This is a genomic window from Ruegeria sp. YKSD179 (assembly GCF_059612885.1).
Window position 1 is genome coordinate 68,587 of record NZ_JBXWRL010000006.1, and the last position, 16,454, is coordinate 85,040.

At 53.0% G+C, this 16,454-nt stretch carries 15 protein-coding genes; 8 read left to right on the plus strand and 7 right to left on the minus strand.

What is annotated here, in order from left to right; all coding sequences use genetic code 11:
• Positions 1-105: 105 nt before the first annotated feature.
• Entirely contained in the window at positions 106-1,491 is a 1,386-nt protein-coding gene (locus AC2FNE_RS05250) for a dipeptidase (protein WP_496804908.1), read from the plus strand.
• 54 nt (positions 1,492-1,545) lie between these two features.
• On the opposite strand, the gene lpdA is transcribed toward AC2FNE_RS05250, so the two are convergent.
• A complete protein-coding gene (gene lpdA / locus AC2FNE_RS05255) occupies positions 1,546-2,940 on the minus strand; it encodes a dihydrolipoyl dehydrogenase (RefSeq protein WP_170605244.1) in 1,395 nt (464 codons plus the stop codon).
• Positions 2,941-3,153: 213 nt separating this feature from the next.
• Here lpdA and AC2FNE_RS05260 point away from each other — a divergent pair, with 213 nt between their 5' ends.
• A complete protein-coding gene (locus tag AC2FNE_RS05260; RefSeq protein WP_170605242.1) occupies positions 3,154-3,588 on the plus strand; it encodes a hypothetical protein in 435 nt (144 codons plus the stop codon).
• Here the strand turns inward: AC2FNE_RS05260 and AC2FNE_RS05265 are convergent.
• The 4 genes from AC2FNE_RS05265 to AC2FNE_RS05280 all read right to left on the minus strand — a co-directional run bounded on the left by AC2FNE_RS05265 (position 3,585) and on the right by AC2FNE_RS05280 (position 10,120).
• Complete coding sequence (locus AC2FNE_RS05265) at positions 3,585-4,163, minus strand: DUF924 family protein (RefSeq protein ID WP_170472665.1); 579 nt, start codon at positions 4,161-4,163, stop codon at positions 3,585-3,587. The genes AC2FNE_RS05260 and AC2FNE_RS05265 overlap by 4 nt on opposite strands.
• Before the next feature lie 107 nt (positions 4,164-4,270).
• Entirely contained in the window at positions 4,271-5,542 is a 1,272-nt protein-coding gene (locus tag AC2FNE_RS05270; RefSeq protein ID WP_170605238.1) for an MFS transporter, read from the minus strand.
• Between the two features lie 108 nt (positions 5,543-5,650).
• Positions 5,651-6,697, minus strand: a complete 1,047-nt coding sequence (gene queA / locus AC2FNE_RS05275; protein WP_496804936.1) for a tRNA preQ1(34) S-adenosylmethionine ribosyltransferase-isomerase QueA — start codon at positions 6,695-6,697, stop codon at positions 5,651-5,653.
• Positions 6,698-6,742: 45 nt separating this feature from the next.
• Complete coding sequence (locus AC2FNE_RS05280) at positions 6,743-10,120, minus strand: YhdP family protein (protein WP_496804909.1); 3,378 nt, start codon at positions 10,118-10,120, stop codon at positions 6,743-6,745.
• A 69-nt stretch (positions 10,121-10,189) separates the two neighbouring features.
• Here AC2FNE_RS05280 and AC2FNE_RS05285 point away from each other — a divergent pair, with 69 nt between their 5' ends.
• The 6 genes from AC2FNE_RS05285 to aqpZ all read left to right on the plus strand — a co-directional run bounded on the left by AC2FNE_RS05285 (position 10,190) and on the right by aqpZ (position 15,267).
• On the plus strand, positions 10,190-10,651 hold the full coding sequence (locus AC2FNE_RS05285) for a peroxiredoxin (RefSeq protein ID WP_170472678.1): 462 nt from the start codon (positions 10,190-10,192) through the stop codon (positions 10,649-10,651).
• 88 nt (positions 10,652-10,739) lie between these two features.
• Positions 10,740-11,561, plus strand: a complete 822-nt coding sequence (locus AC2FNE_RS05290) for a ferritin-like domain-containing protein (RefSeq protein WP_254442509.1) — start codon at positions 10,740-10,742, stop codon at positions 11,559-11,561.
• Between the two features lie 173 nt (positions 11,562-11,734).
• Positions 11,735-13,060, plus strand: a complete 1,326-nt coding sequence (locus AC2FNE_RS05295; RefSeq protein ID WP_496804910.1) for a DUF5930 domain-containing protein — start codon at positions 11,735-11,737, stop codon at positions 13,058-13,060.
• A complete protein-coding gene (locus AC2FNE_RS05300; RefSeq protein WP_170472683.1) occupies positions 13,050-13,550 on the plus strand; it encodes a bactofilin family protein in 501 nt (166 codons plus the stop codon). The genes AC2FNE_RS05295 and AC2FNE_RS05300 overlap by 11 nt, the downstream gene beginning before the upstream one ends.
• Before the next feature lie 131 nt (positions 13,551-13,681).
• Positions 13,682-14,461, plus strand: a complete 780-nt coding sequence (locus AC2FNE_RS05305; RefSeq protein ID WP_496804911.1) for a HalD/BesD family halogenase — start codon at positions 13,682-13,684, stop codon at positions 14,459-14,461.
• Positions 14,462-14,577: 116 nt separating this feature from the next.
• Positions 14,578-15,267, plus strand: a complete 690-nt coding sequence (gene aqpZ, locus AC2FNE_RS05310; RefSeq protein WP_496804912.1) for an aquaporin Z — start codon at positions 14,578-14,580, stop codon at positions 15,265-15,267.
• Between the two features lie 43 nt (positions 15,268-15,310).
• Here the strand turns inward: aqpZ and AC2FNE_RS05315 are convergent, their stop codons facing one another.
• Positions 15,311-15,859 carry a peptidylprolyl isomerase gene (locus AC2FNE_RS05315; protein ID WP_170605227.1) on the minus strand — a complete coding sequence of 183 codons (549 nt, stop codon included), beginning with the start codon at positions 15,857-15,859 and terminating at the stop codon, positions 15,311-15,313.
• A complete protein-coding gene (locus AC2FNE_RS05320) occupies positions 15,852-16,358 on the minus strand; it encodes a peptidylprolyl isomerase (protein WP_170472694.1) in 507 nt (168 codons plus the stop codon). The genes AC2FNE_RS05315 and AC2FNE_RS05320 overlap by 8 nt, the downstream gene beginning before the upstream one ends.
• Positions 16,359-16,454 lie beyond the last annotated feature (96 nt).

A 16,454-nucleotide genomic window follows, 5' to 3' on the forward strand; every position in this document is an offset into this window, starting at 1 on the left:
TCTCAACGTTTCCGATAGTATACACCATTTCTTGGCGATACGCACTGGACGGCGCTGTCTGCCCTGATAGGCTCCGCGCCAGTTCAAGACTTTCAGGAGAAACCCATGTCGTTAGACGCTGTTCTCAGCAGGATCGACTCTGACCTGTCCACCTCAATCAACCGTCTGATGGAGTTTTTACGCATCCCGTCGATTTCCACTGATCCGGCCTTCAAAGAAAAGGTCGACCAGGCGGCAGATTGGTTGGTTGCCGACCTCAAAAGCATAGGGATTAAAGCCGAAAAACGAGCCACGCCCGGCCACCCAATGGTCGTCGGTCATGTCGGCGAGGATGGCATCGGTCCCCATTTTTTGTTTTACGGCCACTATGACGTTCAACCGGTGGACCCTTTAGAGCTTTGGAACCGTGAACCTTTTGACCCAGCTTTGGAAGAAACTGAAAACGGACAAGTCATTCGCGGGCGCGGCTCTTCGGACGACAAAGGACAACTGATGACTTTCGTCGAGGCCTGTCGCGCTTGGAAAGCGGTTCATGGCACTCTTCCCTGCCGCATCACTTTCTTTTTCGAGGGCGAGGAGGAATCCGGGTCCCCGTCGTTAGTGCCTTTCCTCGAAGCCAACAAGGAAGAGCTGAAGGCAGATCTGGCGCTGGTCTGCGATACATCAATGGTTTCACGCGGGGTGCCATCAATCTCTTCGCAGTTGCGCGGCATGCTAAAGGACGAGTTCACGATCATCGGCCCCCGTATCGATCTGCATTCAGGTCATTACGGCGGCCCTGGCCTGAACCCGCTGCGTGAAATGTCAAAAATCGTCGCCTCATTTTATGACGAAGAGACAGGTCGAGTGGCGGTAGATGGGTTCTATGAAGGCGTTTACGAAGTGCCTGAAGAACAGTTACGTCAATGGGAAAACTGCGGATTTGACGAAGCTGAGTACCTGAACTCGGTGGGTTATACTCAGCCGCATGGCGAAAAAGGTTACTCAACGCTCGAACAACAGTGGGCACGGCCAACGTTAGAAGTAAACGGCCTATGGGGCGGTTACAATGGCGCTGGCTCTAAGACCGTTATCCCATCCGAGGCGCATTGCAAGATAACCTGCCGACTAGTAGGCGAAATGGACCCTGACGATTTACGAGACAAAATCCGCAAACACGTGGAAGCGCGACTTTCCACCGACGCGAAAGTCGTCTGGGACAACGATTTGGAAGGCTCGCCCGCCTCGGTCATGAACCTTGATCGACCAGAATTCGAAGCTGCACGCGGTGCGTTGTCCGATGAATGGAATCGAGAAGCTGTCTTTACAGGTATGGGCGGTTCCATACCTGTAGTCGGCTATTTTGATACGGTTCTTGGCTTGGACTCTATGTTGGTCGGTTACGCTAATGATGACGACGCGATCCACTCGCCAAACGAGAAGTACGACGTGAAAAGCTTCCACAAGGGAATTCGGTCCTGGGCGCGCATTTTGGATGCTTTGAACAAATGAGCTAAATAAGGCACCGCTTTTTTGGCGGTGCCCTTTTTATTTACCAATCCATTTTCACATATGAATTACGCGCCCGTAAGCGTCGAGAACGCTTTCATGCATCATCTCTGACAAGGTTGGGTGCGGGAAGACCGTGTTCATCAAGTCTTCTTCAGTAGTTTCAAGCTGCCGACCAACAACGTAGCCCTGAATTAGTTCGGTGACTTCGGCACCGATCATGTGGGCGCCCAGCAGTTCACCCGTTTTGGCATCAAAAACCGTCTTGATTAAGCCCTCTGGCTCACCCAATGCGATCGCCTTGCCATTTCCGATGAAAGGGAACTTGCCAACTTTAACGTCGTGACCCAATTCCTTGGCCTTCGCCTCAGTGTAACCAACAGACGCCACCTGCGGCTGGCAATAAGTACAGCCGGCGATGCTTTCTGGTTTGACCGGATGTGCGTGCTTGCCCGCGATCAATTCTGCCACCATGACCCCTTCGTGGCTGGCTTTATGCGCCAACCATGGTGCACCGGCTATGTCACCAATCGCATACAGTCCATCGACACCCGTGCGACAGAATTCATCCGTAACAACATGGGTGCGGTCGATTTTGACGCCCAGCGCCTCGAGCCCAAGGTTTTCAACATTACCGACAATTCCAACCGCTGAAATAACGGTGTCGAAATCGTGTTTTTCGACTTTTCCGTTGACTTCGATATGAGCGGTGACTTTGCCTTTGCCGCGATCCAGTTGTTTGACCATCGCCTTTTCCATTATGGTCATGCCCTGTTTCGTAAAGGCTTTTTTGGCAAATGCGCTTATCTCAGCGTCTTCTACGGGCAGCACGCGGTCCATCACTTCGACGACAGCAGTGTCAGATCCTAAAGTGTTGTAAAAGCTTGCAAATTCTATGCCAATCGCACCCGAGCCGATTACCAGTAGCTTCTTTGGCATCCGGGGTGGCATCAAAGCGTGTTTGTAGGTCCAGACGAGATCGCCATCCGCCTCGAGACCCGGCAATTCACGCGCCCGCGCGCCAGTGGCCAAGACAATGTTTTTCGCAGTCAACTCTTCGGAGCCTTTGTCTGTTTTGACACTGACTTTTCCCTTCGAGGGGATCGTCGCCTCGCCCATGACCACGGTGACTTTGTTCTTTTTCAGCAGATGCCCAACGCCACTTGTTAGTTGTTTGGCCACGCCACGCGATCGTTTGACCACTGCATCCAGATCGTAGCTTATCTTGTCTGCCGCCAAGCCGAAATCCTTGGCTCGTTCCATAAGGTGAAACACCTCTGACGAGCGCAGCAGCGCCTTGGTCGGAATACAACCCCAGTTCAGACAAATTCCACCAAGGTGTTCACGTTCCACAACTGCTGTCTTCATTCCCAGTTGTGCGGCACGAATGGCGGCAACATAGCCCCCGGGGCCTGCCCCTATTACGATCAGATCAAAGGATTGTGCTGCCATGTGTTCCTCTCGGCGCGGGTCTGTTTTAAACTAGTTTACCGTTAAACTATTTTTTCCAACGCTTCAATAATGGTCTCCGCGACATATGAGGCGCAGGATAAGAAAGGCGCATTTGCGCTGAATTCAGCCTATACCCCTAGTGCGGCTAAGGCTAGAACTGAGACGCAAAACACTTAGGGTTTTCCGAACTGACTGATAGTCGAGGGAATTGTAATGGCAAAAACGCTCAAGGATTTATTGCTCGCCCTACTGAATGCAACGCTTATCCTGTTGGCGTTGTGCCTATTTTTAGGTTGGAAGCTGGCACAATCTGTCGAAAATATTCGTACGGGTTTCACTGAGAATCTCAAGATGGTCGCTCCGCTACGTGATGAGATGCAAGGTATTGCAGGAGAGATGGCTGGTCTGCGCAGCGATCTCGCGACATTTCGCGAAGAGGGCAATGTACTGGATACAGTTACACGGTCAAAACTTAACGGCGCATTGGATCGCCTTGGCAATATTGAAGCCAAACTGGAAGAGACACAGACCCGACTAGCGGGTCTTGTCGAAAATCCCGAAGACCTGATCAACCACGCAATTACCACTTCATCCGAAGCCGTTGGCAAACAGATTGTGGCTATTCGGGGTTGCGAGCCGCCGTCTTAACCAGCCGCCTGCAAATCTCGGAACGTCGATCCATACCCGCCGCTGTTGACGTAAGCGGCTTCATGTTCGGTAGTAGCTCGCTCAAGCGCTTCGTTGCGGTAAGGGAAACGGCCAAATTGTCTGATCACTTCGCGATGAGCCCTGGCATGCAGCAAATTGCTGGCGCCAAACTCTGGCATTCTTTCGCACATCAGGCGAACACATCGTTCCTGATCGCACAGATTTTCTGAATGCATCATCGGAAGATAAAAGAATTGCCGCGCAGGTTCGTCAATCTTCATGTCCCAGCCCTTATCTACGGCGCATTTCGCAGCAGAAAGAGCAGCGCGGTCAGTCGCAAACGCCTGTTTGCTGCCCCGGAACATATTGCGCGGAAACTGATCCATCAGAATGATGTAAGCCAGTGACCCACTGGGGTACGTTAACCACATAGAAAACCGACCTTCGCAGGCTGCTTTCCATGTTGGCAAAAACCGTTCCCTGATTGAGGTGTCTAATGTCTCGTCCTGAATATACCAACCGTCAGGACCAACTTCGTCTAACCAAAAACTCAGTACTTCTTCGGGACCAACCATGCCCAAAACTCCGTTTATGCCCTCCCCAGGGACGTAAGGTCATATAAGGCCGTTTTACAGAACTGTTACAGTAACATATTGCAACACTGGCGACATAAATCCGGCGCTTAGGCAGTTTCTTGCGCATCAATTTCATCCTGCGCGGCTTCGATAGCAACCTCCTGCGCAACCTCCATGGCGACAGGTGACGCCGTGGGGTAAACTGGTGCAATTGCTCCGGTTTCGTCCACCGGCACGTAAGCACGCTGAGTCATTCTGTAGGCCGCGTAAATCGCCATTACGAACATCAAAGCTGCAATAAACAGGAAAAAGCCCTGTGGCCCAAATATCGCACTTCCCATCAACCAACCGGTAATAACCGGGCCAGCAATTGCGCCTAATCCGTTAATGAACACCAGCCCACCCGATGCAGCAGCCATATCGTCATATTCCAGATAGTCATTGGTGTAAGCGATGAACAATGAATAAAGCGGGTTCGACATTCCACCGATCCAAAAGGCGGAGATCAGCAGAACGGGAAATGTCACGCCAAAAATCATGCCCACCATTGCAGAAACTGCGCCGACCGCTGCAACCAACATGATTAAAAGGCGGCGATCCATCCGGTCTGAAACCCAGCCTAACGGGTACTGCAGTACCAGCGCACCAATGTAGAAAGAAGCTACGAAGGTCGAAATTTCAGCAAGTGACAAACCAGCCTGTGCGCCGTATACCGCAGCCATCGCAAACTGGGCACTGAATACTCCCCCCAAAAGGAACATTCCGACGCATCCCAGCGGCGAAGTATCTAGAAGCTGCCGAAGGGTCATGGGCTTGGTGGTATCAAACGCCGGGGTCGGAGAAATCGACAGCAAAATTGGTGCGAACGAGATCGAGACCAGGATCGAGGCAATCACAAAGGTTTCGTACCCAGCTGGATCACCGACAAGCATCAAGGCCTGTGCGCTGACGATCCCCGTCATCTGAACGATCATATAAAGGGATAATGCCTGTCCTCTGTTTTCATTGCTGGCAGCATTATTCAGCCAGCTTTCTGCCGTTACATAAACTCCTGAGAAGCAAAACCCGATTACCACCCGTCCTAAAGCCCAAGCAATCGGGTCTGTAAGCAAAGGATACATGATCATTACAGCCGAGATAAACGAAGCAAGTGCTGCAAACACCCGGACATGCCCAACCCTTCGGATCATCTCTGGTGCAAGCCTCGAACCTCCCAGAAACCCTAAAAAGTACGCTGACATCACAATCGACATCTGAAATGTGGAAAACGACTCAATTTCGCCACGGACACCCAGCAGCGTTCCCTGCAGGCCGTTTCCGACCATCAACAACCCCATACCGAGCAAAAGCGCCCATGCGCTTGAAATTACCTGAAGCATCCCGGTCTCCTGGAGCCATCATTCGATTTACCACTAGATGCGATCAAAAATCGCCTTGGTCGCGCTTGTCTACGACATTGTCTCGAAATGATCCTGAAAACACGTCTTTCACGGGATCAAAAGCGACGCATCACCATAGGAAAAGAAACGGTACTTGTTTGAAACTGCATGCCTGTAAACCGCTCGGACGCGATCCTGCCCGATCAAGGCGGATACCAACATGAGCAGTGTTGATTTAGGCAGGTGAAAATTCGTCACAAGGCCGTCGGTCACCTTAAAATCAAAGCCGGGATAGATGAAAATGTCGGTTTCGCCTTCCCAAGGTTGAACCTCTCCTCCTTTGGCCGCGCTTTCGATCAACCGAAGCGCCGTTGTACCCACAGGAATGACCCGTCCACCCTCAGCCTTTGTCGCCCGAATCTCGGCTGCCGCCGTTTCGCTGACCTGACCCCATTCCGCATGCATTTTATGGGTGGTCACATCCTCAACCTTTACTGGCAGAAAGGTGCCCGCGCCAACGTGCAACGTCACATGGGAAAAAGATACACCTTGCGCAGAAAGCGCGCCCAACAAGGCTTCGTCAAAATGCAGTGATGCAGTCGGCGCCGCCACCGCTCCCGAATGGCGTGCCCAGATTGTTTGATAATCCGTTTTGTCCTGTTCGTCCGCCGGCCGTTTGGCCGCTATGTAGGGCGGCAATGGCATTGCACCCGCTCTTTCCAGCGCCTGATCGAAATCCTCACCTGTTTTGTTAAAGCGCAGCAAAGCCTGACCGTCTTCAATCCGTTGAAGCGTGGCGCTCAGCCTTTCGGAAAATATAATCTCTTCGCCCAATTTTACCTTCTTTAGCGGTTTGACCAGCGCAGACCAACTGCCATCGGCTTGTGGGTCTAGCAGAGTGGCCTCAATTCGAGCGGATAATGGACCTTGCTGACTGACGCGATAGCGACGCCCATTCAGTCGCGCGGGAATTACTTTTGTATCATTCAGAACCAGGCGATCACCTGGGCGCAGCCAATTTGGAAGATCGAATACATGCTGATCAGTAAGGGAGTCACCCTGTGCCACCAACAACCGCGCAGACGACCGCGGGTTTACTGGTCGCGTCGCAATAAGTTCTTCAGGTAGGTCAAAGTCGAAATCGCTGAGTTTCATAGCCGCGCCATACATCGGCGAAAAAGATTCTTCCACCACTCACACTCAGCGGTCCTCACCTCTGGAATGCGAGGCCGGGTGATCCTGAATCGATTTGTTCAATGTAGCATTCGGCCCATCAGAGACAGTTGGCGCAGGGGCGCGCATCAGATTTCGAAGAAACAGCGGAGCCAGCCCAGATAATGGGTTCACGGAAACAGCAGGTCCGGTCAGTGGACCCTTGAGAGTATAATTGAAGGCAAAAACGCCTTCTCCTTTGCGGGTCAGAACGCTTCCCACAGCATTCAACAGATAGATCGGCGATATTGCACCGCGCAGGTCCAGCAGACCTTCGACTGTGTCGATTGTCCCATCGAAGGAAAGACCCATCGAAGGGCCAACTGCGCTGCCGCTAAGTACCTTAATCTCGGTTGGAGTTACCCGCATTTTGCTATCGATGGCAGAAAAAAAGATACCTTGGCCTGCCATTTCATCCACAAGACCGACCAAGCTTATGGCGTTCAACAACGCCGCCATCGCTGGGGCATCCTTGATGCGCGTATTTTCCATCCTAAGGGTCACATCGTAATTCCCCGCTTCGGCCACTGGATCCAACTGCAAAGCCAATGATCCGCCGCGGGCTTGGGTTATGACACCGGCCGAGCGCAATACAGCGCCTGCATCATCTGAACTCAGGTTAACTGCGCTCCGCCCATCACGTGGAGAAACTTGCCCGCTGACCGCTGCTCCTCCATTAACTGCGGCAGTAAATGCACCGTTTAGACCGCCAGTTGTTCTGAAGTTCCCTCTTAGACCTGTTAAAGCTACTGATTGCGTGACCTGCAACCGATCCAACGCGACCTCCAAATTTGGACCGGGACCCGAACCACCTCCGCTGCCGGACCCAAATGTGGATTTGCCCAAATTCAACACACCGCCCAACACGCGAATGTCCGGAACCCTTGCCCCACGTCCGATCAATTCGGCAGGCACCGCCAACCAATCACCCAATTCAAACGAGCTGAAACGGATACGATCAAAATCTCCGTCACGAAATGAAATCGATGCGCTGGAGCGAAGACCTGCAGCGTTCAATCGCAGTGATTGGACGTTTGGTTGTTCACCCAATGTCGCCTCAATCGACATCGTACCTTCACCGCTTTCGGACTTCCGCCATCCTAATTCTGGTATTGCAAGACCGACCCCTAACAAATCAGACTGTGCTGTCAGATTGGGCGGATCACCAGCGCCAATTCCCAGAGCGAAATCCGCCTGTCCGCTGCCAGTCAACATCCCTTGCGGCAAGCCGGCACCGATCTGCTTCATCAATCGGTCGGATAACTCGATCTGACCGGTTAACTGGCTTCGCAGCGGTGCACCACCTCCGATCGGTTGGGTCCATTTGGCTTGTACTGGGACATCTCCATAAAACCCATCCCCGCCAATCGACACCTGAGTTTGATCTCCGGTCAAAGCTAGCTGCGCAGCCTTTACCACTGCGTCAGGAACAAGCTTGTCGCTTTGAACATCGAAAACATCACCTGCGTAGTGAAATTCTGTGTCCTCAAGTTTCAGGTTCTTAATTAAAGGCAGCGAAAGCGTGCCCTCCAGACGCACCCTGCCCTCAGCCAAGTCAACCGGAAGATTGGCCTTGGTCATTACCTGCAAAGGCGGCCTATCCAACAGCGAAAGCGCGGCTGTCACGCTTCCGTTCGCCTTCAAGCGGACAATGCCGGGAGTTCGTTTCTTAATGCTTACATCCGGGATTATGAAAGACGTACCCGACGCATCCACAGCGCCGCCTTGGTCGGCGAACACCAATCCTTGTTGAGCAGTTACAGTAAAACGTCCATTCAAAAAATTGACCTGACCCTGCGCATCCTTGACCGGAGGCATCGTTTTAGCAAACCGAACTTCCGTTTTGTCAAAGTCGAAACTTGCAAAAATGTCGGGTCGTATATCTGGCTTCGCGCGCAGAGAAAATTCGAGATCAGACATCTGGCCCTCAAACAAATTTTCGTCCACCCATTTACGCGGCTTTGGCGCCAACTTTTGCGGCCAATACCCAAGAACTTGGTCGACCCGCATTTGATCGATCTGGCCGTCGATATTCGCAACCCAACCATCGGGCAGTCCAGCAATATCACCGCTTAACCGCAGTCGATGATCGCCATCCTCAACGCGCATTTGTCCCAGCTTGACCCTAAACGGAGCCAGCTTCATCTGAAAGTCCACGTCTGCATGCGTTAAGGTCAATGGTTCAGGAAACAAATCGGCGGGATTGACTTGAATACCGCTCAGCCGGAACTGCCCGTCCATGCTTTCCAACCCGGCGGCAGTGACACCTTGCAGGAACGCTTTGCCATCGCCCTGAACATTTCCCCACGCTGAATTGATCGAAACTTCATTAAAATCCAACACATGCCGTTTAGGGTCATAAGTGAAATATGTGCGTGCTGATTCAAAATTTATTGGGCGCGTCTCGGGCGTTGGCTGCACTGCGCCCGAACCAAGATTAAGTGTGGCAAAGACTGAACCAAGATTGCCATCCGCATCAATGCTTCCACGCAAGGCCCCAGAAATTGGAGATTTAAGAACCTGCATCCAAGCCAGTGCTGGGCTATGCCCGCTTATGTCCTCGGCCGGAAGATCGGTAATCGTGATGCCAAACCTAGCCTCGGCACTTTCTAGCGTACTGGTATAATTTGCCTCGATTTCGCTTACGTAATCTCGACCTGCCAGCACTGAAAAACTGGTGGCCAGTCTGACCTCGCGCGCACTACGGGTCATCTGAATACGACCGCCGTCCAGGATCCAAGACCTACCTTGTCTGAGGTCGCTGTAATCCAGAGTAATTGCATCCAGTTCGACCGAAGTCAGCGCCGACAAAGCCGGGGACATAAACATACTGTCCGAAGCCTCGATCAATTCGGCCATGTTTGGCGCTCGGCCAACCGGTGCGCTGTCGGTTCCGACTGTCATTGTCAAAGCTCCGTCAACGCCGCGCGACAAGGCGATCTGTGCGCCTTGCAAAATGATGCGTTTTGGCCTCACATGACCACGCAGCAACGGGCGCATGGCAAGGCTGGCCCTCATATCTGAAACTTCGGCGATTTGCTGGCCGGCAGCATCGCTTATCTGGACATCTGTCAGGCGTAAACGTGGTCGCCAACCTTCATGTATTATCAGGCTGACGTCGCCGAAGCGTATTTGAAATCCGCCCAGTGCTTCATCCAGCCGGGTCTCCACCCTGTCGCGCAACCAAAGCGGCGCATGCACCCGTTGTCCGACGACCATGAACGCGGTTACTAAGGCAAGCAGAACCAGAACAAATACGCCCCGCATGGCCCAAAGCCCTGCAGTACGGCGGCGCGAGCGGCGACGTGGTTTCTTACCCACTTCATTGTCGACTTGCCGTTCTGATTGCACCAATTTGCTTTCCACACCTTTTAACCCGCCCGGCATGCCCTATGATATTGGGATACCGAAAATAATATTAACCGGAGATCGCACATGCCCGAGGTTTCAGACATTGCACCCGATTTCACGCTGCCCCGAGACGGGGGAGGCCAGGTCAGCCTTGCAGAGCACCGCGGCCATCCAGTCGTTTTATTTTTCTACCCCCGTGATGATACGCCGGGCTGCACCAAGGAATCCATCGGTTTCTCAGAACAACTGCAGGCATTTGCCGACGCCGGCGCTCAAGTTTTCGGCATCTCTCGCGACAGCGTTGCCAAGCACGACAAGTTCGTCGCCAAACACGGTCTAACCACACCGCTACTGTCCGATGAAGGCCAAACCGTTTGCGAGGACTACGGAGTCTGGGTCGAAAAGAACATGTATGGGCGCAAATCGATGGGGATTGAGCGATCAACATTTCTTATCGATGCAGACGGTCGCATCGCCCGATTATGGCGCAAGGTTAAGGTGCCCGGTCACGTCGAGGAAGTACTGGAAGCCGTCCGCTCATTATAATCCTCCTCGACCCGCGACAACATTCAGATTATGTCCCGCTGAAATATTACTCAGGCGGAGCGATCCTTTGGCTAAAACACTAACCCAGATGGCGACCGAAGTCCTTACAACTGCTGATGGGCGCGCCAAAACAGATCTGTCTAAAAGTCATGCCGCAACGTGGTTCGCCTCGCGCACAGGCGAGGCCCCTGAGATCATAGTTGGGACAGCGACGCCGCCCTTGTCGCCTGCCCGACCCGATAAACCCGAGCTTCTTTCGCCACGGGAAGTACCCAAACGTCGACCGGGCACAGAGGAAGGCCGCATTGCGCTGTTACATGCAGTCGCGCATATCGAATTGAACGCAGTAGACCTGCATTGGGACATCATTGCCCGTTTCGGTCATGTTCCGATGCCGGTTGGGTTCTACGACGACTGGGTCAAATGTGCTGAAGAAGAATCTCGTCATTTCGAGATGGTCTGCGACTGTCTTGAAGAAATGGGTAGCCATTATGGTGCATTACCGGCCCATGCCGGAATGTGGCGCGCCGCCGAAGATACGGCCGAAGATCTGATGGGACGTCTGGCTGTTGTTCCAATGGTTCTCGAGGCTCGCGGTCTCGACGTAACACCCGGAATGATAGACATTTTTCGCAATGCGAAAGCAGAACAGGCTATTTCAGCGCTCGAGGTCATTTATGCCGAAGAAGTTGCGCATGTGGCCTATGGTTCCAAGTGGTTTCATTTCTTGTGCGGTCGCGAGAATGTCGATCCGAAGGACGTTTTCCATGCGCTGGTACGCAAATACTTCCACGGCGTGCTCAAACCGCCTTTCAACGAGGAAAAGCGTGCAGAAGCAGGGCTGCCGCCAGATTTCTACTGGCCACTGACGGAAGAAATGCCGTCAAATAAAACGGCGTCGGACCGGTAACACCAGCCAGTTTCGGCAACTTCCCGCCGATACCCAGCGGTAATCCCGCAATTTTACGGCGAATATAGTCAAGAATGTTGCCCTATGGGTTTCGTCCCTTTATGCAGTCGGCCCAAGAGGCGGCGAGACACTCACGACCGGCCTTGCATACGGGGACAATTGAGGTACGACGCGTGCGAACACGTCTGGCAATCAAATTTCACGCACTTTTCGAGCGGTACTTTCCGGAACGCCGGGTTTTTTTGAAATCCGACAACGACACCAGATTCATTCGACTGAGTTCGGAGACACAGCTTGCGGCCTTTGCTGGGGTCGCAGTCATGGTCGGTTGGACTGCCGTTGCAACGGCGATCCTTCTTATGGACAGCATCGGGTCGGGTAATTTCCGCGAACAGGCGAAACGGGATCAAGCAACCTATCAGTACCGTCTGAATGTTTTATCCGCCGAACGCGATGCGCGTGCGGCTGAAGCGCTGGCAGCACACGAACGTTTCAACGCTGCATTGGAACAAGTCTCGTCAATGCAATCGGAGCTTTTGGAGTCCGAGAACAGACGTCGCGAGCTGGAGACTGGAATCGAAGTCATTCAGACAACTCTGCGCACGACTATGAAGCAACGAGAAGAAGCCCGCAGCGAGTTGGCTGAATTGCAGCAGGCTTCGGAAAACGGAACGTCGGATGTTAAGGCGTCGTCGAACCCTGCCCATATGGCGTTTATGACCGACGCTCTGGTCCGCACTGCGCAAGAGCGCGATATGATCGCTGCGAATGCGCAGGGTGCGCTGGATCAGCGGGACGAACTTGAGCTAGAAATCCGGCTGATGCAGGAACGCAGCGACGAGATTTTTCGGCAATTGGAAGACGCGATGGTGATCTCGGTCGAACCTCTGGACAAGATGTTCCGGCAGGCAGGAATGCCGACAGATCGCATTATTGAAGAAGTCCGACGAGGATACAGCGGCATGGGCGGGCCGCTTACCCCAATTTCATTCAGCACGCGCGGTGAGGAACTGACCCCCGACGAAATCCGCGCGAATGCACTGCTGCAGCAAATGGATCAGTTAAATCTGTATCGAATTGCTGCCGAAAAGGCCCCTTTTGCCAGCCCGGTTAATTCAGCAGTGCGATACACCAGTGGTTTCGGCAAACGCCGCGACCCGAAAACCGGTGGCAGCCGTATGCATAACGGTGCAGACTTTGCGGGCTCTCACGGCACCGACATATTTGCTACCGCAGATGGCGTTGTGACCCACGCAGGCTGGCAGTCCGGTTTTGGCCGGTTGGTCAAGATCAAGCACGCCTTCGGTATTGAGACACTTTACGCTCATAACACCAAGATCCGCGTTAAGGTCGGTCAAAGGGTCTCGCGCGGGGATCATATTGCTGATATGGGTAGCACCGGACGGTCGACCGGTACGCATCTGCACTATGAGGTGCGCGTAAACGGAAAACCCGTGAACCCTATGACCTATATCAAGGCTGCGAGAAATGTTTTCTAAGAGCAAAATTAACGAGCCCGGATCCAAAGAAGCTGAGGCGTCAAAACCCGCCGCACCGGCAACATCGGCATCCCCTGCACCTGCAGAGTCCAAGACCAACACGGCACCTAAACCTAAGCCTCCTGCATCTGTTCTGTCTTCCGACCTTCACATAACGGGTAACATGAAAACCTCGGGTGATATTCAGGTTGAAGGAACCGTCGAAGGCGATATTCGCGCCCATCTTCTGACAATCGGCGAAACCGCCACCATCAAAGGCGAAGTTACAGCCGACGACGTTGTGATCAACGGCCGAATCGTTGGTCGAGTGCGCGGCCTTAAGGTCCGCCTGACTTCAACAGCCCGTGTCGAGGGCGACATCATCCACAAGACGATCGCCATTGAAAGCGGAGCGCATTTCGAAGGTTCGGTGCAGCGTCAGGACGATCCTTTGAACCCTGGCCGCAGTTCTAAATCTGGCGCTAACCCTGCCGCAGAAGTCAAACAGTAACCCCGATCAAAGTGGTTGGGAGCTGAGCGCCGCGAGAAATCTCGCGGCGTTCTTTATTAAGCGCTCCACATTATTACCAACAGCGATAATATTATCGCATTGAACCGTTTTGGCGATGACAGGGACCTTTCATGATTTTGGATAACATTATCGATCTTGAATCCTACCCAATCGGTGACCGCAATTTTCGCAATGCCTGCAAGCGAACCTTCGATCTGGACGGGGTGTTGGAGATGCCTGGCTTTGTAAAAGACGAGGCCGTTAAATCAATTTGCGCGGAAGGTTTGACTAACTCTCAAGCTATTTACGCAAAAACTGAGCTACACACAGTGTATTTAAGCCCACAGGATCCACAATTCCCACCTGAACATCCACGAAACCGACTGGTGCAGTCCTCAAAGGGGTGTCTGACCGACGATCTGATTCCGCAAGGGTCGGCGCTGCGTACGCTTTATAATGCAGAACTTTTTCGAGAGTTTCTGTGTGCCGTTTTGGAAGAGGGCGCATTGTTCGAATACGCCGACCCTCTGTCTTCCATAAATCTGCATTTCGCCGAAAAAGGTCAAGAACTCGGATGGCATTTCGACAACTCTTCATTTGCCATTACCCTGATGATTCAAGCACCTGAAAAGGGTGGCCAATTCGAGTTCATCAAGGACGTCAGAGACGCCGACTCTGGCGAAATGAACTATTCTGGTGTTGCTGAAGCATTGGATGGGATTACACCGGTCGAAACTCTGAATGCTCGGGCGGGAACGTTGGTTTTCTTTCGTGGTCGAAACTCAATGCACCGTGTCGCCCCGAACGAAGGCGATGTAACGCGAATTCTAGCCGTGCTGGCATATAACGCCGAACCGGGCATTTCCCTATCCGAAAGCGCCCGCAAGACTTTTTATGGCCGAATATCTTGACCGATTAGCAACAGGCAAGACTCTAATCGCCCAACAAGTGGTCAAAAATGGACTGAAATCCACAAAAAATGTTTTTTTGATATACACTTAAGCCGATTTGTTCCGGAGGGTTAATCATGTCTTCTAAACTCATGGCCGAGTTTTTCGGCACATTCTGGCTGGTTCTTGGCGGTTGCGGCAGCGCGGTTTTAGCGGCCGGCGTTGCAGATGTGGGCATCGGCTGGCTTGGCGTTGCTTTCGCGTTCGGTCTGACCGTTTTGACAATGGCCTACACTGTAGGACACATCTCAGGCGGGCATTTCAACCCGGCTGTTAGCCTGGGTCTGATGATTGGCGGACGGTTCCCGGCAAAAGACCTTTTGCCCTACTGGGTCGCCCAGGTTGTTGGCGCGATTGTCGCCGCTATTGTCCTTTACGTGATTGTAAGCGGCGCACCGGGCTTTGAAGGGGTTGGCGGGTTTGCATCGAACGGTTACGGCGATGCCTCGCCAAAGGGCTATTCGATGATGTCTGCCCTTGTGATCGAAGTTGTGCTGACCGCGTTTTTCATTTTGATCATTCTGGGAGTGACTTCAAAGGGAGCGCCTGCAGGCTTTGCCCCAATCGCAATCGGTCTTGCGCTTACACTGATCCACCTGATTTCGATCCCGGTCACAAACACGTCGGTCAATCCCGCCCGTTCGACAGGCGTTGCATTGTTTGCCGACGGTCCCGCTTTGGCTCAGCTGTGGCTTTTCTGGGTCGCACCACTCATAGGTGGCGCATTGGGCGCACTTATTTGGAAAGTTATGTCACCAGAGGATTGAGCAAAAAACAGCTCCGGCGCCTGTTAAGGCGCCGGGCTCAATATTATTCGGTTACGGTAACCTTTTTCATTGCGTCGGGCTGGCCTATGACAGCGCCGTTGGGACCATCGCCTCTCTTAATAGCGTCGACAACATCCATGCCGTCTGTGACCTGACCGATTACTGTGTATTGGCCATTCAGAAATGGGCCAGGTTCGAACATTATGAAGAATTGTGAATTGGCACTGTTGGGATCTTGTGCCCGCGCCATTCCCACTACACCACGATCATAGTTAAAGTCCGAAAATTCAGCCGGTAGATCAGGACGGTCCGAACCGCCCGTACCCGCACGCCGCAGATCGCTTCCTATGCGGCCGTGCTCGACATCGCCGGTTTGGGCCATGAAGCCATCGATCACTCGGTGGAAAACCACTCCGTCATACTGCCCTGCAGCGGCAAGCGCCGTGATCTGTTCAACATGTTTGGGCGCAAGATCTTCGAACAGGTCTATGACCACTGTGCCGTTGGCGCCCTCCCCCTCAATTTCGATCTCAAGCCCGGTTGCAAAGGCGGGGCTGGCCAACAGGGTGAATGCCGCAACAAGTTTACGCATCGGCTGCCACCTTCACACTGATCATACGGTCCGGGCTCGCAGGGGGCTCACCCCGGACGATCGCGTCCACATGCTCCATACCATCGATAACACGCCCATAGACGGTGTACTGACCGTTTAGAAAATGGTTGTCTTTGAAGTTGATAAAGAACTGCGAATTCGCAGAGTCAGGGTTGGCTGACCGCGCGGCACCAAGAGTACCGCGATCATGGGGCAATTTAGAAAATTCAGCCGGGACATTCGGCAATGACGAACCTCCGGTACCGGCCATCCGCAGATTGAAACCATCTTCCATATCGCCATGCTGAACATCGCCCGTTTGCGCCATGAAACCGTCGATCACCCTGTGAAAGGCCACATTGTCGTATTCACCACCACGCGCCAGATCTTTCATCCGCTCGCTATGCAACGGGGCCACGTCTGGCAGCAGCTCAATGACAACGTTTCCATCTTTGAGCTCAATGATGATTGTGTTTTCGGGATCTTTGATCTCGGCCATGTGGCCCTCCTGTGGATTAGTCTTGCGCAAATACCTATGCGCCACGCGGACGAAAGCCAAGTGACGCATTGACCTGAGGGCAAAATGCAGGAAAAG

Excerpts from the sequence above, each read along its gene's own strand:
- AC2FNE_RS05250 (WP_496804908.1), top strand. The coding sequence starts at position 106 with ATGTCGTTAGACGCTGTTCTCAGCAGGATCGACTCTGACCTGTCCACC.
- lpdA (WP_170605244.1), bottom strand. The coding sequence starts at position 2,940 with ATGGCAGCACAATCCTTTGATCTGATCGTAATAGGGGCAGGCCCCGGG.
- AC2FNE_RS05260 (WP_170605242.1), top strand. The coding sequence starts at position 3,154 with ATGGCAAAAACGCTCAAGGATTTATTGCTCGCCCTACTGAATGCAACG.
- AC2FNE_RS05265 (WP_170472665.1), bottom strand. The coding sequence starts at position 4,163 with ATGGTTGGTCCCGAAGAAGTACTGAGTTTTTGGTTAGACGAAGTTGGT.
- AC2FNE_RS05270 (WP_170605238.1), bottom strand. The coding sequence starts at position 5,542 with ATGCTTCAGGTAATTTCAAGCGCATGGGCGCTTTTGCTCGGTATGGGG.
- queA (WP_496804936.1), bottom strand. The coding sequence starts at position 6,697 with ATGAAACTCAGCGATTTCGACTTTGACCTACCTGAAGAACTTATTGCG.
- AC2FNE_RS05285 (WP_170472678.1), top strand. The coding sequence starts at position 10,190 with ATGCCCGAGGTTTCAGACATTGCACCCGATTTCACGCTGCCCCGAGAC.
- AC2FNE_RS05290 (WP_254442509.1), top strand. The coding sequence starts at position 10,740 with ATGGCGACCGAAGTCCTTACAACTGCTGATGGGCGCGCCAAAACAGAT.
- AC2FNE_RS05300 (WP_170472683.1), top strand. The coding sequence starts at position 13,050 with ATGTTTTCTAAGAGCAAAATTAACGAGCCCGGATCCAAAGAAGCTGAG.
- AC2FNE_RS05305 (WP_496804911.1), top strand. The coding sequence starts at position 13,682 with ATGATTTTGGATAACATTATCGATCTTGAATCCTACCCAATCGGTGAC.
- aqpZ (WP_496804912.1), top strand. The coding sequence starts at position 14,578 with ATGTCTTCTAAACTCATGGCCGAGTTTTTCGGCACATTCTGGCTGGTT.
- AC2FNE_RS05315 (WP_170605227.1), bottom strand. The coding sequence starts at position 15,859 with ATGCGTAAACTTGTTGCGGCATTCACCCTGTTGGCCAGCCCCGCCTTT.
- AC2FNE_RS05320 (WP_170472694.1), bottom strand. The coding sequence starts at position 16,358 with ATGGCCGAGATCAAAGATCCCGAAAACACAATCATCATTGAGCTCAAA.